The 23,420-nt window shown below is 35.7% G+C and carries 27 protein-coding genes; 8 read left to right on the top strand and 19 right to left on the bottom strand.

Features of this window, described 5'->3' with window-relative positions; translation table 11 throughout:
* Positions 1–399 precede the first annotated feature (399 nt).
* The 8 genes from J2S11_RS20480 (at position 400) to J2S11_RS20445 (ending at position 6,675) form a co-directional block, all read left to right on the top strand.
* Complete coding sequence (locus J2S11_RS20480) at positions 400–654, top strand: hypothetical protein (protein WP_307397808.1); 255 nt, start codon at positions 400–402, stop codon at positions 652–654.
* Positions 605–949 (top strand): YolD-like family protein, encoded by a 345-nt coding sequence (locus tag J2S11_RS20475; RefSeq protein ID WP_307397807.1) that lies wholly within the window; start codon positions 605–607, stop codon positions 947–949. Before J2S11_RS20480 ends, J2S11_RS20475 begins: the two co-directional genes overlap by 50 nt.
* 87 nt (positions 950–1,036) lie before the next feature.
* The gene (locus J2S11_RS20470; RefSeq protein WP_307397805.1) at positions 1,037–1,693 is read left to right on the top strand and encodes a response regulator transcription factor; all 657 of its coding nucleotides are present in this window, start codon (positions 1,037–1,039) and stop codon (positions 1,691–1,693) included.
* The gene (locus tag J2S11_RS20465; RefSeq protein ID WP_307397803.1) at positions 1,686–2,816 is read left to right on the top strand and encodes a sensor histidine kinase; all 1,131 of its coding nucleotides are present in this window, start codon (positions 1,686–1,688) and stop codon (positions 2,814–2,816) included. Before J2S11_RS20470 ends, J2S11_RS20465 begins: the two co-directional genes overlap by 8 nt.
* A gap of 231 nt (positions 2,817–3,047) precedes the next feature.
* The gene (locus tag J2S11_RS20460) at positions 3,048–3,392 is read left to right on the top strand and encodes a DoxX family protein (RefSeq protein WP_307397801.1); all 345 of its coding nucleotides are present in this window, start codon (positions 3,048–3,050) and stop codon (positions 3,390–3,392) included.
* 51 nt (positions 3,393–3,443) lie between these two features.
* Positions 3,444–4,379, top strand: coding sequence for an ABC transporter ATP-binding protein (locus tag J2S11_RS20455; RefSeq protein ID WP_307397800.1), 936 nt, complete (start codon positions 3,444–3,446; stop codon positions 4,377–4,379).
* A 27-nt stretch (positions 4,380–4,406) separates the two neighbouring features.
* Positions 4,407–5,525, top strand: coding sequence for an ABC transporter permease (locus J2S11_RS20450; RefSeq protein ID WP_307397798.1), 1,119 nt, complete (start codon positions 4,407–4,409; stop codon positions 5,523–5,525).
* A 1-nt stretch (position 5,526) separates the two neighbouring features.
* The gene (locus J2S11_RS20445; protein WP_307397796.1) at positions 5,527–6,675 is read left to right on the top strand and encodes an ABC transporter permease; all 1,149 of its coding nucleotides are present in this window, start codon (positions 5,527–5,529) and stop codon (positions 6,673–6,675) included.
* 144 nt (positions 6,676–6,819) lie between these two features.
* Here J2S11_RS20445 and J2S11_RS20440 read toward each other — a convergent pair whose 3' ends face one another.
* From J2S11_RS20440 to J2S11_RS20350, 19 genes are all read right to left on the bottom strand, one after another.
* Positions 6,820–7,611 (bottom strand): phosphotransferase, encoded by a 792-nt coding sequence (locus J2S11_RS20440; RefSeq protein WP_307397794.1) that lies wholly within the window; start codon positions 7,609–7,611, stop codon positions 6,820–6,822.
* Positions 7,612–7,737: 126 nt separating this feature from the next.
* On the bottom strand, positions 7,738–8,409 hold the full coding sequence (locus J2S11_RS20435; protein ID WP_307397792.1) for an SOS response-associated peptidase: 672 nt from the start codon (positions 8,407–8,409) through the stop codon (positions 7,738–7,740).
* 444 nt (positions 8,410–8,853) lie between these two features.
* The gene (locus J2S11_RS20430; RefSeq protein WP_307397790.1) at positions 8,854–9,990 is read right to left on the bottom strand and encodes an Ig-like domain-containing protein; all 1,137 of its coding nucleotides are present in this window, start codon (positions 9,988–9,990) and stop codon (positions 8,854–8,856) included.
* A gap of 449 nt (positions 9,991–10,439) precedes the next feature.
* Entirely contained in the window at positions 10,440–10,778 is a 339-nt protein-coding gene (locus J2S11_RS20425; protein ID WP_307397788.1) for a hypothetical protein, read from the bottom strand.
* A gap of 139 nt (positions 10,779–10,917) precedes the next feature.
* Complete coding sequence (locus J2S11_RS20420) at positions 10,918–11,862, bottom strand: hypothetical protein (protein WP_307397786.1); 945 nt, start codon at positions 11,860–11,862, stop codon at positions 10,918–10,920.
* Positions 11,863–11,998: 136 nt separating this feature from the next.
* The gene (locus tag J2S11_RS20415) at positions 11,999–12,316 is read right to left on the bottom strand and encodes a hypothetical protein (protein WP_307397785.1); all 318 of its coding nucleotides are present in this window, start codon (positions 12,314–12,316) and stop codon (positions 11,999–12,001) included.
* Between the two features lie 503 nt (positions 12,317–12,819).
* Positions 12,820–14,127, bottom strand: coding sequence for a phage portal protein (locus J2S11_RS20410; protein ID WP_307397784.1), 1,308 nt, complete (start codon positions 14,125–14,127; stop codon positions 12,820–12,822).
* Positions 14,128–14,178: 51 nt separating this feature from the next.
* Positions 14,179–15,780 (bottom strand): terminase large subunit domain-containing protein, encoded by a 1,602-nt coding sequence (locus J2S11_RS20405; RefSeq protein WP_307397782.1) that lies wholly within the window; start codon positions 15,778–15,780, stop codon positions 14,179–14,181.
* Between the two features lie 148 nt (positions 15,781–15,928).
* Entirely contained in the window at positions 15,929–16,333 is a 405-nt protein-coding gene (locus J2S11_RS20400; RefSeq protein ID WP_307397780.1) for a hypothetical protein, read from the bottom strand.
* The gene (locus J2S11_RS20395; protein WP_307397779.1) at positions 16,333–16,518 is read right to left on the bottom strand and encodes a hypothetical protein; all 186 of its coding nucleotides are present in this window, start codon (positions 16,516–16,518) and stop codon (positions 16,333–16,335) included. The genes J2S11_RS20400 and J2S11_RS20395 overlap by 1 nt, the downstream gene beginning before the upstream one ends.
* A 140-nt stretch (positions 16,519–16,658) precedes the next feature.
* Positions 16,659–18,146 (bottom strand): TOTE conflict system archaeo-eukaryotic primase domain-containing protein, encoded by a 1,488-nt coding sequence (locus tag J2S11_RS20390; RefSeq protein ID WP_307397777.1) that lies wholly within the window; start codon positions 18,144–18,146, stop codon positions 16,659–16,661.
* Between the two features lie 13 nt (positions 18,147–18,159).
* Complete coding sequence (locus tag J2S11_RS20385; RefSeq protein WP_307397773.1) at positions 18,160–18,354, bottom strand: DUF5659 domain-containing protein; 195 nt, start codon at positions 18,352–18,354, stop codon at positions 18,160–18,162.
* Positions 18,355–18,407: 53 nt separating this feature from the next.
* Positions 18,408–19,220, bottom strand: coding sequence for a hypothetical protein (locus tag J2S11_RS20380; protein ID WP_307397771.1), 813 nt, complete (start codon positions 19,218–19,220; stop codon positions 18,408–18,410).
* Positions 19,221–19,414: 194 nt separating this feature from the next.
* Positions 19,415–19,594, bottom strand: coding sequence for a helix-turn-helix domain-containing protein (locus J2S11_RS20375; protein WP_307397812.1), 180 nt, complete (start codon positions 19,592–19,594; stop codon positions 19,415–19,417).
* 85 nt (positions 19,595–19,679) lie between these two features.
* Entirely contained in the window at positions 19,680–20,549 is an 870-nt protein-coding gene (locus J2S11_RS20370; protein ID WP_307397769.1) for an SU10 major capsid protein, read from the bottom strand.
* A gap of 21 nt (positions 20,550–20,570) precedes the next feature.
* Positions 20,571–20,996: a hypothetical protein gene (locus J2S11_RS20365; protein WP_307397767.1), complete on the bottom strand. Its 426-nt coding sequence runs from the start codon at positions 20,994–20,996 to the stop codon at positions 20,571–20,573.
* A 31-nt stretch (positions 20,997–21,027) separates the two neighbouring features.
* Complete coding sequence (locus tag J2S11_RS20360) at positions 21,028–21,234, bottom strand: BhlA/UviB family holin-like peptide (protein WP_307397766.1); 207 nt, start codon at positions 21,232–21,234, stop codon at positions 21,028–21,030.
* A 1,735-nt stretch (positions 21,235–22,969) separates the two neighbouring features.
* A complete protein-coding gene (locus tag J2S11_RS20355) occupies positions 22,970–23,176 on the bottom strand; it encodes a hypothetical protein (RefSeq protein WP_307397763.1) in 207 nt (68 codons plus the stop codon).
* Position 23,177: 1 nt separating this feature from the next.
* Positions 23,178–23,420: a hypothetical protein gene (locus tag J2S11_RS20350; RefSeq protein ID WP_307397762.1), complete on the bottom strand. Its 243-nt coding sequence runs from the start codon at positions 23,418–23,420 to the stop codon at positions 23,178–23,180.

The following is a 23,420-nucleotide window of genomic DNA, read 5'->3' as shown; positions in this document are numbered from 1 at the left end:
AGGGAAAACCTCACGTACGGTTTGATGAGGAGGAGCTGGAATGAGTAAAGGCGACCTCACGGTCGCCAAAGAAAATTTCAGTTCTTTACTCTACTAGAGTTTATAAGTTTAAGGACAGATAGCAAAATAACTAAGGCTTTCGCTAGAACATATTGATAAGCTTAGTTTTTCTAATCCTCCGAACGAGTCAATGAATACAGTAATATTTTCCTGTTGAATAAAGAACGTACATTCGCATATACTATATACAAACAAATGTTCCTTTATAATTGGTAGTACTAAATGACTCACAATCATAGCTAGTTAAAAAAACTAATACTGCCCTATTGAGAAGCTACAGCGGGAATTAATTTTGCACTAGGGTGATAAACTCAATTTTTAAAATGTGAGGTGAGAAGAATGGAGAAGTTGCTTTACAAGTATTATCTAGCTAATGTACCGGTTCAAATGATCTATATGGATAAAAGAGGACAGATCACCCATCGCACCATTTTCATCAAAAACATACAGGAGCAGAAAATCCTTGCTTATTGTATGTGGAGAAAGCAGCAGCGCTCCTTCGATATTGAAGGGATTTTATCAATCAGCAGAGGAGGGACTTCCCATGAAAGAAAACAAGCTAACACCAGGCTCCAACATCATGTGGGAAGCTAGTCGGATGATGCTACCAGAGCATCGCGAGCTCATTATTCAGAAGAGGAAGGAGCAAAACAGAAAGGACAGACCGATATTTGACGAGCAAACACTTGAGTACTTTTCACATCTGATGTCAGAAGCGAGTAACAAGGATCAAGAAATAACAATTACGATATTTGATCCGTACCAGGAGACCAAAATAAAAGGAAAGCTTAAGAAGATCGACCTTCAATTAAGGCAAGTAAAAATGGAGACCGATAATGACTTTGTCTGGATCAAATTAGAAGATATTCTTCACATTGATTATTTCTAATTTGTAATAGAAACACTGCCCACACATCTCTTTTCGTAATGTCCGAACTATTGTAAAATAACACTAGTGAATGGAGTGTGAGCGGTAGTGAAAATTAAGGTGATCATTGCAGACGATAATTCCTTTATTCGTGAAGGGATGAAAATCATACTGACTTCGTTTCCCGAGTTCGAAGTGTTGACAACCGTTCAGGATGGGAAAGAAGCGGTTGAATATTGTGAGCAGCATGAGGTAGACGTAGCTATGCTTGACGTACGGATGCCTAATATGAACGGAGTTGAAGCGACCAAAATCCTGACACTAAGCACGAAAACGAAGCCATTAATTTTGACTACATTTGATGATGATGAATATATCCTTGATGCTGTCAAATATGGAGCTAAGGGCTATCTTTTAAAGAATAACGATCCAGATTTGATTAGGAGTGCCATCATAAGTGTGCATAAGGGTCATAATGTGATCCAGGATGTGGTGCTGGATAAGATTAAAAGAAATCTAGCTGGAGAAAAGGAACGGGAAGAGAACAAGTGGAGTGCAATTGACAAGAGCTTGTTTACAGAAAGAGAATGGAGTATCATTTCCCTTATTGCCAAGGGGTTGTCCAATAGGGATATTTCCAAGCAGCTTTTTATTTCCGAGGGAACGGTTGCTAACTATGTTACTTCTATTTTAGGTAAAACCGGCTTGGAGCACCGCACACAAATTGCTATCTATTATCTTACAGGGGAAATCAATTATGAGTGAACGGGAACGTACACTAGAATTTTGGATACTCTGCATCAAAACCCTTCTGGTCAGTTACGTAGTGATCACATCCTATCTGACAAAAAATACGATGCCACACTGGTATATCATAACACTACTTCTATACATGAGTATAAATACTGCCATCAGCCTCGTTAAAAAGAGGGGTATGAAGCAGCTATTTGCCTTCTTGTCCATGACCATTACTGCTGCAGCTTTCTATTACATCGACCCGTTGTTCGTATTATTGCTGCCCATTCATTTATTTGAAATAGCCTCTCATTACATAAATAAATTAATTATCATTTTTGTTATCATGCTACTTCCCATGCCTCTTATTCCTGTTGAAATGCTCACCCTATACGTACTCGTTGCTACCCTTAGTTTTGCTCTATATACGATTATCAGGACATATACGAGCAGGATGCTAATCTACAGGAAAGATATCGAAAACATGCACTATGATATACAAAGACTGACCAGAAATTTAAATGAAAACAACGAATACATCAGGCAGTCAGAGTATACGTATAAGCTGGAGGAACGCAATCGCCTATCGCAGGAAATCCACGATAAAATCGGTCATTCCATGACTGGTGCCTTAATTCAGATGGAAGCGTCCAAACGGTTGATGGCAACGGATAGAGAAAAATCAGCTGAATTGCTACAAAATGCAATTGACATTTCGAAGGATGGGATAGAAAGCATTCGGCTCGTGTTAAAAAATATAAAACCCCCAACCGAACAGCTTGGGATCAACAGGCTGAAGCTATTCGTCGATGAGTTTTCGGCTAAACATTCACTCAAGACCTTGTTTACGTTTGGAGGAAATGTGGATATCATATCACCCATGCAATGGAAAATTATCATGGAAAATACAAAGGAGGCACTAACAAATACACTTAAATACTCAAACGCTACAATGATCTCACTAGATATACGAGTGCTTAACACCATCATTAGGGTTGAGGTAGCAGATAACGGCAGAGGGGCTTCAAAAATTGTGAAGGGACTTGGCATCCAAGGCATGGAAGAAAGGACTGCCGCTGTTAACGGGACGATTATAGTGGATGGATCAAAAGGCTTTTCTGTAACCACGTTGCTACCTTATCAGTTGTCCTGAGCCCCCATTTTATTCGTAAAATCACTCTGTGAAAATCATTTGTCAGCAAATCCATAGTACAATGAGTATCTCATTAGGAAAAAATGAAAATCTCATACAAAAAGGATGAACTTATGTACTACCATAAGTTCATCTTTTTTCTTTACAATAAAAACAACTTAAACAAAGTAAAGTCAAAAGCCAAGAATATTATTTGAAACACATAAATGACAATTAGAGGAGGATATTACATTGACTATATCCATTGTTCTTCAAGGTATACTAGCTTTTCTGTTTTTAACGTTGGGGCTACAAAAAATCTCAGGGAATAAGCTGCAGGTTGATATATTCAAAAGCCTTAGACTACCCCAGTGGTTCAGAATTGTAACTGGTTGGGTACAGCTTATCGGAGTGTTAGCGCTGGTTATTGGAATTTGGCTTCCATGGACTGCTGTTTTTGCAGGGGGTTGGCTGGGGATCACGATGCTAGTAGGGAGTGCTACACATATTAGAGTTCGAGATCCGATTAGTAAAGTTATTCCTTCGTTGGTCCTGGCAGCTGTGGCCATTACCGTCCTTATACTAAACCTATCTTAAATAACAAGCGTTTATAAAGCATCCTGACAAAAAGTAATAGGAGTGAAAGGTATGAAAGTACTTGAAATCAGAAATTTAACTAAAAGGTTTGATGATTTCATCGCCGTAGACAATTTATCTTTGGCGATAGAGGAAGGGGAAATTTTCGGTTTTCTAGGAGCGAACGGGGCGGGGAAAAGTACGACGATCAATATGATTGCTTCCTTGCTACACAGTACAAAGGGAGAGATTGAAATTCTAGGGAAAAATATAACTAGATACAGCACTTTTGCTAAAAACAACATTGGTATTGTCCCACAGGAGCTAGCGATTTATGAAGATATGACGGCAGATGAAAATGTGAGTTTTTTTGCCGGGCTATATGGCTTGCGAGGAGCACAACTGAAGAAAAGGACAGATGAAGCACTGGAGTTTGTGGGGCTTAAAGATAAGGCTAAAAGCTTTCCAAAAAACTTCTCTGGAGGGATGAAGAGAAGGCTTAATATCGCTTGTGCTATCGCTCACAGACCAAGGCTGCTTATTATGGATGAACCGACCGTAGGGATAGATCCTCAATCCAGAAGCTATATTCTGGAATCTGTCAAAAAGCTGAATAAGCTGGGCTGTACCATTATCTATACAAGCCACTATATGGAGGAAGTTGAAGAGATTTGTAGCAGCATTGCCATCATCGATCATGGCAAAATTATTGCCGAAGGAACGAAGGAGCAGCTCAAATCGATTATTACGAATACAAAAGATATTTGGATCGAGGTTACATCTACAGAAGCATTAAAAGCGGAAAAAATAAAAGAAATAAACGGTGTAAATACGGTAGAAGTGGAAGAGAATCTGATAAAAATTAACTTCAATGCTGAGGTTAACAGCTTAAACAAAGTCATTCAGAAGTTGATGGAGAACGACATTGAAATTCGTTCGCTTGACGCTCATGAGCCAAATTTGGAAACGGTGTTTCTGACGTTGACCGGAAGGAACTTAAGGGATTAGCTAATCACGGTGAAAGGAGGTAGCCCCTTGAAAATTTTACACATTGCCCTAAAAGAATTAAAAGCGTTACGGGATTTACGTTTAACCATTTTTCTACTGATTCTGCCTAGTATAATCGTTCTGATTCTAGGAACCGCACTGTCGAACCTTTTTACAGGTCATGTGACAGTAGGTGACATTCGGGTGCTATATAAAAATACGGCTGCAGATCATGTGTTAGGAAAGCAGTGGGACGAATTTATGGAAGAAATGAATCAATCGGGTGTTCAAGTAGAACCTTTAGCCAATTTAATGGATGGGAAAAAGGAGGTTCAGACCAACCGTTACACAGCTTATATTGAAATGAATGATCAGGGTATCCATTATTATGATAGCCCAGTAAATCCAATAGAAAGCCATATTGTTCAGGGTATGCTTACTCAGTTTAAAGATCGCTATAACTTGGCTACAGAGGTGGCTCAGCTTGGCATAAGGCAGGACAGCCTGCCTCAATCTAGCGAGGGGGCTGCGTATATCCTGGAAACGTCACTGGATACCACAAAACAACCTAGTTCAATGGATTATTACGCGATTGCAGTGACAACATTGATCATTTTTTTCGGTGCAGCAGGAGCGGGTAATCTAATTGATGGCGAAAGAAAAAGAAATACGGCGATCCGTTTATTGGCCGCTCCGATTACAAAAGTTGAGATTTTTGCAGGAAAAATACTAGGAACAATCGCTCAGTACATCCTTTCCGCTCTCGTCGTTGTCCTCATTACTACATTCGTTTTCGGAGTGAACTGGGGAGGGAGCTATTTTGTTGTGGTGTTTTTTATCCTGTTGTCGCTCATTATTTTTGTGCTTAGCTTAGGGCTTGGAGTCAGCCATTTGATAAAAGGTGAAACAGCAAAGGTCGTCATTATGATCTTTATCCAGTACTCCTTGTTTTTTGGTGGGTCCTATTTTCCAGTAGATAGCATGACAGGACTAATGAAATGGTTAGCTTATTTGTCTCCGTTATACTGGACAAACACAGGAATCATGCAAACCATCTATGCCCATAATGTGCTGGCTTCGATTCCGGCAATCTTATTAAATGTAGGGCTAGCTGTATTATGTTTATTCAGCACAGTTTTATTGAATAAAAGAAGGGAGGGGCTATAACATGAAGCATATTGGCTGGTTAATCCGAAAAACATGGAAGACCACATTCCGTAACTATAGAAACTTACCCTTATACTTTGCTTTTCCCTTACTGGGTATCCTTTTGTCTACATTGATTCATGGAGCTTCGGGAGAAACAACCTTAAACGTTGGTATACTGAATCATGACGTAAATCAGAGGATTACTGAAGATACAATTAAATTCATAGAAGAATTGAAGCACGTGCAAATCCATACAGTTGATGAAACGGAGCTCAACGCTGCTATTGTGTCAGGAGAGCTTGATCTAGCCCTTATTTTAGCTAACGGATTTGCAGAAAGTGTACAAAATGGTCGCCCTCATCCCCTTCAAATTGTATCTATTAAAGGGGCGGAAGCTACAGGATACGTAAAGGCCTACTTGAATCAATATATGGACAATCTTGCTACCATAGGTCAAGTGACCGAAGGAAATCAAGAAGAGTTTAAGCAGCTGTATACAAATTATTTGGCCTCAGATTTTAAGCTATCAACAGAAACGCTAGAAGATATATCCGCTACCCAGAACATGAGCACTCAAACGGTAGGGTACCTGATTACAATTATGCTATTCTCTGCCGGGACATTATCTGGAATGATCTTGAAAGAAAAAGAGAATCGAACGTATTTCCGACTGTTAGCGTCCCCTGTTACATCAAGAGCGTATGTACTATCTAATATGATCGTTAATTTAGCAGTCATGACTCTACAGATTGCTTTAACCCTTGTGGTGATGGAGCGATTGTTTCAAATTGATACAGGGGTCCCGTTTTGGCAGGTATTCCTGATTCTAATCCTCTTTGCCCTGATTGCCATTAGCATTTCTCTTACCATTGTAGCCTTCGCCAAGAGCTCTAGCCTTGCCACGGCCATACAAAACTTGATCATTATGCCAACCAGCTTCCTCGCCGGGTGCTTTATTCCAATTGAAGTTATGCCTTTGGCGTTTCAGAAAATGGCTGACTTTCTACCACAGCGCTGGTTGCTTGATACGTTCGACAAGCTTCAGCAAGGAAGCAGCTTTGAGAGCATGTACCTAAACATCATTATTCTTTTTGCCTTTGTCGTAACCTTTTCTTTAATCGCGGTATATTTATTTGAGCGAAATAAAGATACCAGAACGTTTATTTAATCTTTTCACGCACCGCTCCAGTTCCCAGCGTGTGGTGTTGTGCTGTATGTTGGATGACGATTTACTTTATCTTGATTCTAATCACTAATATTAGAGAATTGTATTATTATTAAGAATACGGAGCTGGAGGGAACTGTTTAGCAATTAGCTCCACTCCTTTCCACGCTCCCTGAGAAATTGAATATCTTTTTGATAATGCCTAAGATGTCCTTGCTCAATCATCCTTTGAAACGCTAGATCACCTTCACTGGCTTTTCTAATCATTAATTGGCACAGCCCTTCTAGTCGAAGGATGACCATATCTACCAAATCATCCTTGAGCTCTTCACCGTACGCATCGAAAAACAATTGAATTCGTTTCCTTATACGCTCAGCATCTTGTGAAGGGGTGTATCTCTTTTTTTCACCTGTTTCCAAAAGGTAAAATCTACTTAAAGGGGCACATGTATAAAGAGTATAAGCGATATCCCATAGCCTAGGTCCAGGAGCCGCTACATCAAAATCAATAACACCTACTGGCTCTTGCTCCCTAAAGATAATGTTGTAGATAGCAAAATCATTATGACATATGATCTCATGCTGTAGAGGTGTGTTATCGAGTGGTGTCCAGCTATCGTCAAAGAGAAAGTCACTTACAGCATCATGATACAGTCGAAGCATTTTAGCCACTTTCATCAAGGTCTCGTCAGACCACATATATTCTTTTAAAGGATAATTGCCAGCTTCACCTTCAATATAGGATAAGACTTCTCTACCTTGATCATCAATTCCTAAGAACCTTGGTGAGAACTCATATCCTTTGCTCTCAAGGTGTTTTAAGAGAGAGTGCACCATAGGATTGGTAGGTTTTAAATCCCTTCTGACTGTATTGCCTGAGCGATAAACGTTAGAGATATTCCCTCCGGTTAATAGCTCCTCATTAGAATGCTTAGACACACAAGCCCTCCTTACTAGAAAAATAATAGATACAATAGCCTAAGTTCTCTAACATCAAATGTCAACAGAAACCCATTGAATTAAGAGATGCTCATCAATATTTGATTTAATCGTTTTTTAATCACTTTAAACCGCTTTTATTAAAGAAGGGTCATTATTTTTAGGAGAATTTACCGCATTTGATACAGGATGAGCCTTCATCTGATCCGCTGGAAAAGGTCGAAGTAACGTGTCTAACTGATTTGTGTCCTGAACCTCTCTATTTAGCCAAAGCTCAATTTGTTCAGCATCTAAAATAACTGGCATCCTATCGTGTATATCCTGCATCAGCTCATTAGGTTCAGTAGTAATAATGGTAGCTGTTGTGAGTGCTTTTCCATCAGCATCGACCCACCGCTCCCACAATCCAGCTAAAGCTATAGGCTCTTTATTTTTTAGTTGAATAAGCATAGGAGTTTTCTTTGAGCCTTCCTTTTTCCATTCATAGAATCCACTGGCTATAATGATGCAGCGTCTTTTTTTATAAGCCTCAGCAAAGCTAGGTTTTGAAGCTAAAGTTTCCACTCGTGCGTTAATTAATTTGTGACCCAGAGAAGCATCCTTTGCCCAGTACGGAACAAGTCCCCACTTTAAGAAGCCCATGCGATTCTGCTTCCCATCATTGACCACAGCAAGTAGCTGCTGAGAAGGAGCTATATTATAGCTTGGTGTTACCTCTAAATCAAAGGCTAATTGATCGACATAGAAACGTTCATAAAGCTCCATTAATGGGTGGTAGAGCAGGAATCTTCCGCACATGGTTTGGTCTCCTTGTTTGTTGGTGGATGGTATGTAAAGCAGTAATCTAATTTAATGGATTAATTTGTAATTAACAAAAGTGCATTCAATTATTTCTATTTTAACTTGTTTATTAAATTTGCCCAAGCATTAGAAGGAACATTTATCATATACGGATTAATTACTAAAATTAAATGAGGCAATATAAGATTAAGATGTTATTAAACAAAAAAACCTTGCTGTGCAAGGTTTTAATTAATAATTTAAATTATGAATGGTGACCCGGACTGGGTTCGAACCAGCGACCCCCACCCTGTCAAGAATGACAGGAATAATTCGTCATCACATTTAAGGATTAATAATACATAATTATCTACTGAATACGATCTAATTTAAATGTTAATTCCTATTATAAAGTAGTCCTTTTATTTGTCAAGTAGTTCCAATTAAATCTAAAACTCTAACTTAAAACACTCCCCGTAGTTGAATTCTCTTCCATGCGACAATACTGTTGTCACTATTTAATGTTGCTCTTAATTGAACATATCCACTGTTAGAATCGTTTCTTATCGAGCAACTGTTAGCATTTTGTGATGTAATTACTGCTGATGTAGTAGTGCTAGATTGATTGTCAGCAAATAGAGCGAATGTAACTGGCTCTGTGACTTCTTGGGCATTGTTATAAACAGTAGCAGCGTAAGTTAAAGTTTGTCCTTGTCTAATTGAATCTGAACCGTTAATGTGAATGGAATAATCATCTTCAACTATTTCCTCTACATTTATCTGAATAACATCATATACTCTAGGATCTCTTTGTAACCTTGCAGTAATTGATACGTTTCCTTCCTCATGTGCTGTAACAAGTCCATTCGTTCCAACTGAAGCAATTAATTCATCACTGGATTCAAATAAAACATTTTCACTAACAATTTGCCCATTAGCAGTAACAACAACATTTAATTGGAGTGTAGCACCTAGAATCATTGAAATATTATCGCTCGTAAAATAGACATTATAAGTAACCAATCGATCAGCATTTGCTATTTCATTTTCGATATCATCACCAGGAACAAATACATCTACATCACACGTTAAACGAATAAGGCCTTTTTTACTTTTATCCACTCCTACAACTTTCCAAGGACTACCCATTTTAATGAAACGTTGGTCACGTTCAATGTTATCAGTGATCTCGTTTTGTTGATGTGTAACAAGTATTTTACCTGTTGGCATAGTAATGTACTGCCCATTGTCAACATCAAACGTCCTAGATTCGATTATGCTTAGACCTTCATGCAATTGCCCATTTAATACAAACTTAATTGAATAGTTGCAGTTACGTATTATGGACTTGTATTTACTGTGTCTAGGTGAAACCGTTTCTGTGATGACAAAGTATTTATTATCGATATAATCAATCACATCACCACGTTTTATAGGCGAAAGAGTAGAGATATATCTATCATCATAATCAATTATCACATTAAGTTTAGGGTTCGTTATAATGGCTCTAGCAGGTGTATTGTTGATTAATATATCCTTCCCTGCCATTTGAAGAAGATTGTTAAAATCCTCATTGTCATTGTCAAATAGGTTGAACATATGCTTACCTCCTTATATTGATAATCTATAAAGTATCATTTTGTACACGGCTAAGGTTGAACTTCAACCTAACCTCTGCAATTTTGCCGACGTCGGCATATTTCGGTGATATGTGTCACCCAACCTGCAAAATTGCAGAGTCCTCGGCTTTGGCAAATCACCATATCCGAATCAGAAGAATATAATATTCGGCACTTCTGACGAAAGAAAAAGGACTGCTCAAAACTGAGCAATCCCAAAACTTAACAATCTCAACATCTTATCATATTTTTTGCTAATCTTCTTAGATGACTGTCTGATCAATGCCTTACGATCTATATCATTCATTTTTGTACCCCCATTCTGACTTCGTACAAGCCCCATACAGACGTTTTACATGTACTAGTTAAATTGTTACGAACTGTATGGAATGATCACTAGGATTAAACATATGGAAGCCTAGAAGTGATTTATGAGTTGAACAGCATGAAGAAGTTACTATCCGACTGTTCATCAGTTTTCATTGAGCGTATCTTGCGTTCTAACTGGTCAATTCTCGCCTGAACATTCTCCGCAAATTGACTTACACTCATATCATCTTGTTTATAGTCCTTCATATTAGATGGATTGTTAGCAATAGATTCAAGAATAGAGAGTGCTGCACGATAGATATTACGCTTATTTGTGGCTGATTGGGCTTGATAAGGTGAACTAGGAGTTAAATCTGATTCCATTAGGTAAATGGATAATTCATCTTCTGATAAGTTGATTCCCTTAGTTTCAAGGGATAAGCGTTCTAAATTTGTCATAGGTAAATCCTCCTTATAAAATATAGTTAGTGATGATCGACAAGACAATGCAGAATACAAATAAGATATTTTGACCTTTCATTTGTTAGCCTCCTTAGGTTGGAAATATTGACATAAAAAAAAGAGCCGTGATTGGCTCTTACTGACGAGTAGAAATGGAATCTAAAATACCGTCTCTAAAGTATAAATAATTTCCATTTCCATATACCCATTGTTCTCTTGTACCATATCTTGTTGAAGAATTATTTTTCGATTGTGGCTCACCCCAAGATGATTTTAATACATCTTCAGCAGCCATTCCAATAATGACTCCAAATTTTCCTTCATTCCCTTTCTTTCGTTCCTCAATCAAAATCTCTAATGAAGTTTTTAAATCCTTAATTTCATCTATCGGATCAATTATTTTTTCTAGAGAATACTCTGGTAATGATGGTATTCCAGGAATATACATATCATCATCTTCTTCAACATACCATCTATAAGCACTAGCAAGATTATATAAATCTTTAAAAGTTTCATTAGTACTAGACACAGTTGCCATAGTGACTTCACTATATTTTCCATCTTTGATTTGTTCAATATATTTATCAATTAATTCTTTTTCTCGTTGTTTTGCTATTTCTGCTAATCTTTTTTGCTCATCTTTCTCTTCTTGTATTAATTTTTGTTCAATGTCGCTTAATTCTTGCTTTATACCTTGATCCAGTTTGTCATAAAACGTCTTTGCATTTCCCCACTTTCCATCACTTATTAACTCATTTAATGATTCCGATACTATTTCAGTAAGTTTTCTAGTAAGATATTCGTCTTGGAGCGGATTGTCTTCAAATACTTTGAACATTAAAGTGTAATCATGAGTTTCAAATAATTTCACTACCTCATTAAACTGTGATATTTCATGATAGTTGTATTTATGTACATCTAGTTCCTTATTAATCAAATCGTATTCCTGTATTTTTGTTTCTGCTTCAGCCCATTTTTCCTCTTCGATTAATCCATTTACCTCTTCTACTTGTTTTTGTGTCTGACTACATGCTGTTAATAAAAACAAAATTGATACAAATACAAATACTCTTTTTAACATTCATCCACCCCCATTAGTAATTTTCCATGTAAATAATACCATTGTATAGTTCATTTGTCCTTATATTTCTGAAAATTTTTCCATTAAAGTGGTCAAAAGAAAAGCACTCGGTTAGGAGTGCCTAGTAATACGAGAATTAACTATTAAGTCCTTTAAAAAATTGTGCAGTTTTCTTACCCTGTTCAATCTTAGCGTCTTCTAACTTTTTAACGGATTTAACAGTTGCAGCGAGTGAATCAAAATTTACTAATGAGTAGGCTCCATAAGAGATGATTGAAGTTTTGAATGCTTCCTTTTCTGTTATAAACTGTTTAGTGAATTCTAGTTTGCTATGATTACTTTCTAGAAACACTTGGCAATCCGATAACCATTCAAAAATATCTAGGTTATTATTCTCGTGCTCAACATTCTTTCGTACTTCATCAATTCTTTCAACCAAGTTATTAATATCCATATCTTTCACCTCCCTTCTGCCTACATTATTAGACACGAGAGAGGAAATTCCTGCTAGTTTGTGTAAACTTTTAGGATGTGAAAAATTGAGTATACTAGGGCGAATATTTATCACTTAGGGGTATCGCCTAAACTAGTCAAAACACGAACATTAGCCCATATACTGGCAATGAATCAAGGGTATAATTGACGTTATACCTGCGATTCGTTTGATTGGCATTAATTAGGTCAAAATAAGACCACAATCTACCATAGAAAGTGGTCAAGATAGGAGGGAAGGGACGAAATTCAGATAATTACCAAAAATCCCCATCAAATTCGACTATGACCACCAATTTTTAAGTATAATAAAGCCCCATATAACAGGCGAAAAATTCTCAGTATCTTACCTTTACACTCAATCCCATGTTTCATCTACCTTCATAGTTCATCTATATATAATATATAAGTCAAATCAAACCACCATATATAGAATTAGTACCTACTACTAATTTGAATCCTACATCAATCCTCATCATCACTCTGATCAATGCTTTTATTATCCCCAAGTCTTAATAACTCAGATTGAACATCAGTTGTATAAGGACTATGATTTAATATACTCTCTAAACTAATGGCTTCCATATCATCCAACACTTTTAGATTGTCTATGATCTCCTTGTTGTTACTTGGCATAGCATACGAGAACACCATATCCAACGTATCATAATCTTCATCTTTAAATGTTATATTCCTATATGATAATAATCTTCTTATCTTATCATGTCTTTGTTCTATACCTTCACGCATAAACATTTCATTCCATCCTGCTTTAACACTAGCCAATGAGAACAGAAGTTTAATACTAACCTCACTCAGATTGCTTATGTCCGTCTTATTCATGCTGACAGCAGGAGTAGAGGAGATGTCCAAAAGGGCTTGAAGTAGAGTCTTATAGATATTTTCAAACGTACTAGAATCCAATTGATTCCCAACCATTTTAAAATCTGAACCATCATCAAGATTAATGCCACCACCAACAACTTGAGTAGGCAATCCACCGCCTTTTAATTGTTGTCCAATGGCTACAGGGATAGGATTCATAAACTTATAAAATCCATCTGTATATTTACTAATTAAATCTTCCATTGAATCAAGAATACTAATAATATCCTCTAACTCTGATTTACCGTCTGTATCGCTCAGTTCATTCTGAGAATGATAAATAATAGGGAGACCACTTACATTTGAATATTGCCCTGTAAGAGTCAATGAACCACCTCTATTATCATATTTCTCAACTACGTCATCCTTAATGACTGTATAGTAATCTACACCATCTACAGTATAGTACTCAATGAAAGCAATCAAATTGTTCTCATGATCATAGACAGGGTATGAGTCAGCAGGATCAATTACTTTACTTTTAATCTGCTTTCCATCTAAGTAAACATACTCTGCTACGATACCGTATTTAATTACCTTATCAAGAAGGTTAAAATTCAACCTGTCATACTTACCTTGCTTATGAATGCTCTTATACTCATGAACAACATCTTCACTACCTGTAAGAGTAATAGGATGCTGTAGTAAATAAGCGGTTTGATAGTTGAGAAGCGTCTTAGCATACTGTAAAACTATCTTACGAGGATAGAACTTCTTTCCGTTGTACTCTTCGACTTGTCTATTTAAAATGGCATGTTTACCACTTAGATATTCTTTCATGTCGATAATCCTATTAACTCTTTGTTGATTGTGAATGCTCTTTACTTCCTCAACAAACCAATCAGACCGTCCTTCATGATACTCATTAATATATTTTTCGATATTCATTATTTAGCCCCCTTATAAATAAAATAACCACCGTAAAATTACAGTGGTTCTCTAAGCAACATCTACATACCATTTTCCTGTTTTCATTCCTTGAATAGCCAATGCGCTACTAATAACTAAATCATCATGGTTATTTTCACCTTTCTTGTTACCCATTTTTCCGTCAGATTCCTGAAAAATCTGCATCTGCTGAAGTGTCTCTTTACATTCAAGATTAATCATTCCACACTCAAATTGTTCCTTGTAGTCACTTATTAAAATGGATTTGTTTGCTGCGGTTGTAGTCCAACCTAATTGAAGTTTCCTTTTACCTTTCATATCGAAAAGTTTTTGCTTATAAAGATTCATATATTGGTACTCTTTCCGCAATCTTTCAATGACAGGGAGACCATATGAATTTCTTTCCACACATAAAAACGCTTGGTAGTAATATCTCCCCAAAGCGTCAACAATCTCAGCAAATTTATAGATAGGTACTTTATTAGAATAGAAACTAGCCACTTGTTGACCTTCACTATTGAATATACTAATACTAGATGCGTCATTACTGCCCCCTGAACCGCTTGCAGAATCACAGCCAGCGTAGTAGCGTCCACGTTTAGGCAAATGATAAATATATAGCCCCCGATTAATAAACGCTCTCAGAACCTCTGGTAACTCGTCATACACTTCATTAGTTGCTAATGGATCTATGACATAGTTTAATCTTTCTAATACTTTAGATTGATCAAATACACTTTGACCTGTGCTTATGAAACTTTCCATTGGATTAGAAGGGTACTCCTGGTAAAACTCTTGTAATGACATATCGGTAAGTTTCCACCTACGCCACATCAAAAATCTTAAATTAGCACCCTTATCATATAGAACTTTCTCATCGGGTTCTAAATCCTTTGCTTGCAATCTCTTTCCCTTATTCTCTGATCTATACCATTTTTCCGCTTCATCATGTTCATGTTTAAATTGTATCTTATACAAAGAAGCATAGAAGGGGACGAAGAACGCTTTATACTTACTACCTTGTCCCTTGTATGCTTTCATAAATACCTTCTGATAGTTGTTGAATCCATTTGAAGTTGTTTCAATGACAACTCTTGAATTTTCATTTTTAGCCAGTGATTGTTCGGCAGATAATAATACCTTCTCCTGATTCTGATAGAATGCATACTCAGAAAGGAGAATATACTCATAAGTTGAGCCACGACCAACATCTTTGTTACCTGCTACAATACAAGTGATACGGCTGCCATTATCAAATAGCAACTCATTTCTATTGTCACGTTTTACCGCAGGAAAGAGAGAAGGATATTTATCTCTTTGGAGATATGTATTCATCATCTTTAAACGCTCAAATAGGGCACTAGATGAATCACCTTTATAGGAGACAATCAAATAGTTAGTATTAGGTTTAGTCAACGCATAAAAAAGGCACAGGCCAAGGGAGAGAGTAGAGAATCCTCCTTGACGTGCTTTACTAATGATATTAAATTTAGTCATTCCATCTACAAATTCATTCTGCTGATCATTTAATTCAAACTGAATCAAATCACCATTGTTATCTATTATTTTTAAGAAGTTCTTAGCATATTTTTTAAAATCAGATATGATAATCTGCAACTTTTCTTTCTTGCTTAATTGCTTTGTCCTAGCCATACTCTAACCTCCAATATAAAAAGGGATTGCAGATTTGCAACCCCTGCTTGAAATTTCAAGCACCATTTACTGGAACACGAAATTTAGTGTCCAATATAAAAAGGAGTGCCGTATTAGACACCCCTTAACCAACGGAAAAAGTCGTTTGTCACAACTCTAATCCATCATCTTCATCCTCAGTTTCATCGTTATCAGATATATCTTTAAATGCTTTATCCGCATTCTTTGCATGTTGCTGTATCTCCTTATGCAATGATAGAAACAACTTCACACTATTACTATCGCCTTCCTTTGCTTTAGTAGATACAACGCTATATATTTCCTCTAGGTCATTAGCCATCCTGCTATCAAGGTATATCGCTAATAATCCTTTGTATTCAGGTGACCTCTCCCACGCAAGATAAGGATTCATCGTTTTCTTATCTACTGATTTAAGAAACTGTTCCTCTGTTTTCTTCTCTAAACGCTGATCATATCGAATATCATGTTTCCACTTAAAGTATTCTCTTTTCTTCCAATCACGTACATTTTTTAAAGCGTCATATATATTCATTATTGCTCATCCTCCAATCGATCTAAGTTATCCTTAACCATTGAGCGAATATCCTCTAGCATTTCTTTCACCTGTTTAATGTCATTTTGTATTTCATCATTTATCTCGTTAAACTCTTGAAAGTCATCTTTGATCTCTTGGTAAAATTCTATCTTCTTGCTTTTAGATTTGAATAGGTTAAACACTTAATCATCCTCCATTAGATTAATATAATTTATCAGAATATTCACTCTTCCTCATTTTACCTATAATAGATTATTATTATATCTTTCCTGTATCCCATTAGTTAGGGAAGGCAAGTATTCCACCTATATCTAATACACTATTATCCTATACCTCTAAGATTCTTAAATTCATAGTATTGATTCTTCGTACATAATACTTGTAATTGCTTATCATCAAATAATTGTAAGATACAGTCATTGAATGAATCAGAATAATCCATATCATCACATACAAGTTTAAATGTTAAATTGTCTGCTGATTCTAATTGAATGTTAACCTTGTACTTGTTAGGCTTCTTAGTGACAAATTGACCTTTATTACCTTTGACCATTTGATTCCGTTCAACAACTTCTATAATTCCTTGTTCAGCAAGTTTACCTAATAAATTTCTAGCAGATTTCTCAACTAATCCACTTGCTTCAGCCATTTGTTTATAGGACATATAAAAAACGCCATTCTCCAATGAATAGCGTTTACTGTGAATCAGCATACAATATGCAATTAATTTTTCATTTTTACTTTTTAGCCCCATAATCTGTTCCATTTCGGAAAAGTCTACTTCGATTTCATTTTTGCTAATAGTCATTGATATTTCATTGTCATAAATGTACTGGACAATTAACTCAATATCCTTTAAGCAATCATCCCATTTAGTTGTATAGAATTTCTCATCCTGCTTATTCATCCACTCAATCAGCATATCCTTACATTCATCCCTTGTTACTCCAAGATAACGGTAATACTTAGCCAACTTGTACAATGAATTATGTCTCATGCCTGTTTGGGTAAGCCCATCACGTTCTAGTTGCTCAATGGCTTCAATTGTTGCAGATTCATCTACATTCTGTTTGTAAATGTCTAATGCTTGATACTGGCTGTCAATGTAACCCTTGGATTCCTCAACTTGTTCCGCTACAATTTCATCTAGCATATTATCACTTTGACGCTGAAGAATGTCATAGATTAATTGACTATCAATCTTTTCAATAGATAGGAAATAATCCATATTTCTAATTGGCTCTAAGCCCTTGTTATAATCAACATACCAGCATTTATTAGTAAACATATTACCATTCTTAAAATTGATGCCTAGCGGTAATTTAACGCCTTGTCCGTCTGTTGGTCTATATTCCACTTGTCCATAGTCAATATTGAGTAATTCAGATTGATTCATGACTAGCAGATATAAACTTTTAACATGTCTATTTTCTATAGGACTAGAAAAGTATAGATCAACATGATAACCTTTATTTCCGCTATGAGATATATAAATCTTATCCTGTGGTATGCCAATTTCAATTAGCGCATGAACCAGTTTATAGACCGCCCATTTAGCCTTTTCCTTATCTGGTACATCTACATCAAAACATAAAAACTTAGTCAAATATTGGCCTGCAAACACGCCTAGCGTTGCCTTACCTTCTAGGTGACGTTTAACAATTCCATCATTTAATTTAACCGCTTTTTTAGATTGATAGGTATTGATAGTCATATATTCGGCTTTATCATTCATGATTAGATACTTAAATCTGGGTAATATGAACAAGTCATTTATTTTATCTATAATTAGTTTTTGGTTATTCTTCATTGGCAATCCCCTTTTATTTTAATTTCCTATAATCCTCAATTCTATTGAGTAAATCCTGACTTTTAGTAAAGAAGAAAACATTCCTACCGCTGCCACAATCGGATTCTTTTAAAGCATGTAACTTAAAACCTTGCATCATTAAAAAACCTGCTAACCGCTGTGATCTTACGATATAAGTTAAAAATGGCTGTTCTATAGATTGATTCATTGTTTGTTCCTCCAATTATTAAAGTGAAAGAGGGCAGGAAAATTCCCACCCTTTTACGCAATTGTATATTTGAATTTCTTTTTACCAGTTAAAGCAAAACTGATAATTTTACCTTTTAATTTACTCTTAGATTCAATGGAATGAGTATTTCCTATATGATCTCTAAGTTCCCTCAGTAACGTAAATTGTCTTTTTGGCAGTTCTATCGGAACATCAAAAAACCCCTGCAAATCTGCAAGGGGTAAGGTAGTTTGTAAATATCCTTCACTATTCAGTTGTATTCTTGCTTTAGTTTTGTAACATTGCTGAATACTTTCAAAGTCACTTTTACTATGTGCTTTGAGTAGATCAATTAATTTTGTAAACCCCATAATTTCCAAGTATTTAGTATGAACATCTTTAAACCTATCGTCATAATGTCCTAAATAGCCACTATCTATGCCTAATAGAAGGGCTTTTCCTTCATCACTTTTAGGTAAAGGTAAGTCATAGTATGACCACATGGTTAGAACTGTACTCATAGCATATTTATTAAAATAATTTCCACTATGAATATTATATATTGCGTTGATATTGGCTGTCTGAGGATTGACGTAATCATCCTCATGTATCCGAACAACATGATTGCACCAGGATTTACCTTTGTGAAGTGCTAAATCAATACCAATTGCTTTACGTTTATCTGATTGTTGTTCTACATACAAATTACTAAAGTTATAAAAATAATTAATATCATTTCCTTTTACCATTTTTTCAATAGAGCAACCTAGTAAACTATCTAGATCATCCTGTAAGATTGTAGTGTGTTGACCTTGGCTGTAATCATTACACCACTCAGGGAATTTTTCTTTTAATTCTTGCTTCATATTTTAGCGAAAGAGGAAACTCTCCCACTACCTTCAACTTTATAAATCCTTATCCTCTAACCGTCATATTTGACGACCAGATTCCTCCTTTTTCTCCATCAGTCATTATCCTTTATGACTGACCATTAAAAGAAGGAAGTGGTCATGACGAATTTATTACTACTTTCACTTTTTCACCGACCTTTCGTTATTATTTATTCGTTATCAATATAAGTTTGATATTTTTCTAACTTGTCTGGATGTAGGCCTGTTTCTCCCATTTCAAATCGAGATAGAAGGGACTGACTACATCCGATTACTTTGGCTATCTGTGTTAAACGTATCTTTTTGCGTTTACGTTTTATTGTGTATATTTCTCTCTGTTTCAAATCCATTAACTCCACTTTCTTTAACCTTCCTTTCAGAATTATGAATAAAAAAAGAGACAGGTAAGAATTTACCCATCTCTTAGCCTATAAATTAAGCAACGGTTACTACTGCTACACCTTTAGGAGAACCTACTTTTAAAGTTGCTTCAGCAATAACATGACCTTTAATAGAGTCACCCGTTTTTGCTAACGGCTCAAAGTGTGGCTCACGAAGATATACAAGATCAACATAAGCATCATTAAATACAACCATCTTATCAGCAGGTACATGTTTAGATAGAACAAACTGTAAATTTCCATAATTTGTTGCTATTTCATCTACAATTAAACCGAATGAATTTGTCTTATGTTGGTAAGAGTAACGGTCTTTATAGATAGTATCAATTTGCTCCTTAATGTCTGCCCCTACAAGTGCATAGAACGAACCTTCAGCAAGGTCTTGATTCCAAAGATTACGCATAACCTCTTTAACGTGTTCTTCTGTAACATCACCAGTCACATCTACTGCGTTAGATGAATCAGCAAATTGAATTAATCCACTCAATTGACGTTTAAATGGAGTAGTAGAACCATCATTTCTAAGCCCATTGATTAATTTTTTCTCAATATTAATTTTTAACTCAAGCAGACGGTCATTAACTTCCTCTGCAAATTGATTAGATTTCATGGATAAAGCCGTTCCAGAAATACTTGCACCCTTTTTGAAAATCTCCAGAATGTTGTTTAATTCTGCTCTTGCAGTTTCGAAGAACTCTGTAGTGTCTGCACCTTCCACTGCACTTAAATCTTCTGTGTTGTCCAATGTCTTTTCTCTGAATGAATAAACTGTACTAAGCGCTTTCTCAATGTTTCCTTTTGCCATCAACATTGAAGTTAATGGAGTTGCTTGTACACCAATTAGTGCAATCTCTTTTGCCAATGAAATACTCTCAGCATCCGTAAAATTAGTTGATTTAAACATATAATTTCCCCCTATAGTTTTTTATTTAAAAATTTTAGATAACTTGCTGCCAATCATACCAACCGTATTTCCATCTTTCTCAAACTTTGAATATGGATCTGTGTGCTTATGATCATTTGGCTTATATGAGTTGTCTATTTTCATTTCACCAAGTAGTGATTGAAAAGCACTCATCTTTCCCTTTAAATCATCTACACTCTCAACAACAAAAAAATCAGCAAACTTTTCGAGTCCTGCTGACTTCAATTCAAGAGACACTTCTTTTTTAAATAACTCTTGCTGTTTAATTTGGATTGCCTTTTCCTCATCTGTTAAATCCTTTGGCTTAAACTGTAATAGGCTATCACGTTCAGTCACCAATGGATTTAAGACTTCATCATTCCATTTTGTGCGTTCTTGTTGCAACAAATCATCGACTTGTTCCTGTGTGAATACTTGATCTGACATTTGTTAATTACCTCCAATTATTATTATTTGTTTATTGTAAAGCAGTAATTTGCTTTTCCAATCGTTCAATGGCTTGGACAATTCTGTCCTGTGATTGATTTTGCTTGTTAATTTGATCTAGCAACTTTGCTTCTCGTTGCTTAGATTCTTTACGACTATCAGCAAAGAGCCAGACAAACAAGATAGCAAAAATCCCTTGCGAGATTATCATCTCAATTGGAATACCTCCAACATCCATTTAATCCACCTCCTGATTCAAAATGATGAGTAAAAAAGAAACAAAAAAAGAGCAGACATTATATCTGCTCACAGAAAATGGAGGTAATAAATTTGATGAAACTATGTACAGAGAAGGGGAGATACCCTTCATTAGTATTACTGCAAGCAATATGACTAATGAAAAATGTCTCCTCAATTCTTAAAGTGAAATTATTGGTTTGTATTCATTTATTTTGTCAACATAGTTAAATAAATACCCCTGTATAAAATATAGTGATAAGTCCGATGATAATTATAGTTTTTTGGCAGGGTATACTTTAGTCCCCTTAAATACTATTAAGAAATATTCCCTTCAATCCCTTATGTACCAACGCTTAACAGTGGTTTCTAGATAAAATTTATGAGAGCGAAAGGAGACTCATCCCTTGTGTATCAAGGGTTTGTGGTTTTTTCTAAACCGCTAGTTTTTCTCTACCATTAGTAACAGAAAAACTAAAAATGCTGTAAACCCTTGTGGGAGTTTGGATTACGGGTTCGCCAAACTTCAAAATATTATTTTTGATGATATTTCCCTAAAAGACGATTATCTCAAAATTCAATGAAGCCTCTATATGTATTGGTGTATAAGAGGTCACAGAAGTACTAGAATAGTTCATGATGTTATTCTGCGTTACACTTCCTTACCATTAGTAACAGAAAAACTAAAAATGCTGTAAGACCTTGTGAGAGTATGAGTGATCGAGTTGTTCTGAATATACACAGTGCTATTTCTATACTTTCCCTTAAAGGCTATTATCGATTTATAGTAGAAAAACGACTCAACCATTGCCGTATATAGGATCGTCCTACAGCACTATATTTTAAACATGTTCTATTTCAAAATTTCTATATCATTAGTAACAAGAAAATTAAAAACGCTGTAATCCCTTGTGAGACTTAGTAACTCACCCTGTCTCATTTTCGCTAGTGACTCTTTCCCTAAAAGACTATTATCTCCCTCGATTGAAATGTGGCTTAAACCTTGCCGTATCAATATTGTATCCATGTACATATATTGTTAGGTGGTTCATTTTATCGAGGAATTGTATTTCTATATCATTAGTAACAGGAAAAACAAAATCCAAATTGGAAGTTGACTTCTAATCATTAGTAACAGAAAAACTAAAAATGCCGTAATCCTATGTGGGAGTTGAGATGTAGGATTTTCAAATACCGTTACATTAATTATTGCTAATACTCCCCTTTAAACACCATTAAGGAAAAATGGCGGAATTCGTTGGTACATAAGGGATTGTACTCATTTAGATATATTATTAGATAGGTGCAATCTCTTAAGAACTCAGTTATATCAAGGGATACGAGCGTTTTCTAAACGTCGACTTAGATCACGCTGTCTTTACCATTAGTAACAGAAAAAACAGAAATGCTGTAAAGCATTGGGGCAGTAAGGATATAGTAACTCTTTCGAATAGGTAGTAGTATTTACTCTCTTTCCCTAAAAGACTATTATCTCTTTTTAAAAGAATGTGGAATAAACGTTGATATAGAGGTAAATCTATTGAACCGTTTTCTATCACCTGTGTTCGTTTTCGCTAGTTTGTTTTCTTTATCATTAGTAACAAGAAAATCAAAAATTAAGGGAAGCGTTGCAGGAGTAAGAGAAAAGAGGGGTCTCTAAAACTTCACACGACATCATGGGATTGTTCTTTATTTTATGCCAAAATAAAAAAGCAGGAAGTTAATCCTGCTCACTTTTAACTCTCATCTTCGTCATTATCAAAGAATTGCTCTACTGACACATCATAATCGTGGATTTTAATATCTGAATCTTTAAGTGATTGTTCTTCACACCACTTTTCAAAACGATGAACAATAATTTCTAGTGCTTCAGTTACCACTTTACCCTCGGCATTTGTTGATACTGCAAATGTAATAGTTCCGTAACCTTCAATATTAGACATTTCAAATTACCTCCATTTTTTCTGTTTGAGTTCCATCAAAAAACGATAAGATATAGTCACGTTGTAGTTTTAACAAACGAATCTGCTTCTGAATTACACTCTTAGATGAATCAGATAGGTTATGACGATGAACCAGTAAATCACGTTGTAATTGTGTTGTACGGTGCGTAATTTTAACAAGGTTTTCAGCAGTTTCTTTATCCTGCATGGCTAGAAAAACGGTACGACTAGAGTAGTTTGACAT

The sequence above is a fragment of the Bacillus horti genome (assembly GCF_030813115.1).
Classification (GTDB): Bacteria; Bacillota; Bacilli; order Caldalkalibacillales; family JCM-10596; genus Bacillus_CH; species Bacillus_CH horti.
The sequence above is the reverse complement of the archived record's forward strand: the minus strand, read 5'-3'. Positions and strand labels throughout refer to the sequence as shown.

What these genes read in the sequence shown, in the direction of transcription:
- J2S11_RS20480 (WP_307397808.1), top strand. Translation starts at nt 400, where the DNA reads ATGGAGAAGTTGCTTTACAAGTATTATCTAGCTAATGTACCGGTTCAA.
- J2S11_RS20475 (WP_307397807.1), top strand. Translation starts at nt 605, where the DNA reads ATGAAAGAAAACAAGCTAACACCAGGCTCCAACATCATGTGGGAAGCT.
- J2S11_RS20465 (WP_307397803.1), top strand. Translation starts at nt 1,686, where the DNA reads ATGAGTGAACGGGAACGTACACTAGAATTTTGGATACTCTGCATCAAA.
- J2S11_RS20455 (WP_307397800.1), top strand. Translation starts at nt 3,444, where the DNA reads ATGAAAGTACTTGAAATCAGAAATTTAACTAAAAGGTTTGATGATTTC.
- J2S11_RS20445 (WP_307397796.1), top strand. Translation starts at nt 5,527, where the DNA reads ATGAAGCATATTGGCTGGTTAATCCGAAAAACATGGAAGACCACATTC.
- J2S11_RS20435 (WP_307397792.1), bottom strand. Translation starts at nt 8,409, where the DNA reads ATGTGCGGAAGATTCCTGCTCTACCACCCATTAATGGAGCTTTATGAA.
- J2S11_RS20430 (WP_307397790.1), bottom strand. Translation starts at nt 9,990, where the DNA reads ATGTTCAACCTATTTGACAATGACAATGAGGATTTTAACAATCTTCTT.
- J2S11_RS20425 (WP_307397788.1), bottom strand. Translation starts at nt 10,778, where the DNA reads ATGACAAATTTAGAACGCTTATCCCTTGAAACTAAGGGAATCAACTTA.
- J2S11_RS20420 (WP_307397786.1), bottom strand. Translation starts at nt 11,862, where the DNA reads ATGTTAAAAAGAGTATTTGTATTTGTATCAATTTTGTTTTTATTAACA.
- J2S11_RS20415 (WP_307397785.1), bottom strand. Translation starts at nt 12,316, where the DNA reads ATGGATATTAATAACTTGGTTGAAAGAATTGATGAAGTACGAAAGAAT.
- J2S11_RS20410 (WP_307397784.1), bottom strand. Translation starts at nt 14,127, where the DNA reads ATGAATATCGAAAAATATATTAATGAGTATCATGAAGGACGGTCTGAT.
- J2S11_RS20405 (WP_307397782.1), bottom strand. Translation starts at nt 15,780, where the DNA reads ATGGCTAGGACAAAGCAATTAAGCAAGAAAGAAAAGTTGCAGATTATC.
- J2S11_RS20400 (WP_307397780.1), bottom strand. Translation starts at nt 16,333, where the DNA reads ATGAATATATATGACGCTTTAAAAAATGTACGTGATTGGAAGAAAAGA.
- J2S11_RS20390 (WP_307397777.1), bottom strand. Translation starts at nt 18,146, where the DNA reads ATGAAGAATAACCAAAAACTAATTATAGATAAAATAAATGACTTGTTC.
- J2S11_RS20385 (WP_307397773.1), bottom strand. Translation starts at nt 18,354, where the DNA reads ATGAATCAATCTATAGAACAGCCATTTTTAACTTATATCGTAAGATCA.
- J2S11_RS20380 (WP_307397771.1), bottom strand. Translation starts at nt 19,220, where the DNA reads ATGAAGCAAGAATTAAAAGAAAAATTCCCTGAGTGGTGTAATGATTAC.
- J2S11_RS20375 (WP_307397812.1), bottom strand. Translation starts at nt 19,594, where the DNA reads ATGGATTTGAAACAGAGAGAAATATACACAATAAAACGTAAACGCAAA.
- J2S11_RS20370 (WP_307397769.1), bottom strand. Translation starts at nt 20,549, where the DNA reads ATGTTTAAATCAACTAATTTTACGGATGCTGAGAGTATTTCATTGGCA.
- J2S11_RS20365 (WP_307397767.1), bottom strand. Translation starts at nt 20,996, where the DNA reads ATGTCAGATCAAGTATTCACACAGGAACAAGTCGATGATTTGTTGCAA.
- J2S11_RS20360 (WP_307397766.1), bottom strand. Translation starts at nt 21,234, where the DNA reads ATGGATGTTGGAGGTATTCCAATTGAGATGATAATCTCGCAAGGGATT.
- J2S11_RS20355 (WP_307397763.1), bottom strand. Translation starts at nt 23,176, where the DNA reads ATGTCTAATATTGAAGGTTACGGAACTATTACATTTGCAGTATCAACA.
- J2S11_RS20350 (WP_307397762.1), bottom strand. Translation starts at nt 23,420, where the DNA reads ATGTCAAACTACTCTAGTCGTACCGTTTTTCTAGCCATGCAGGATAAA.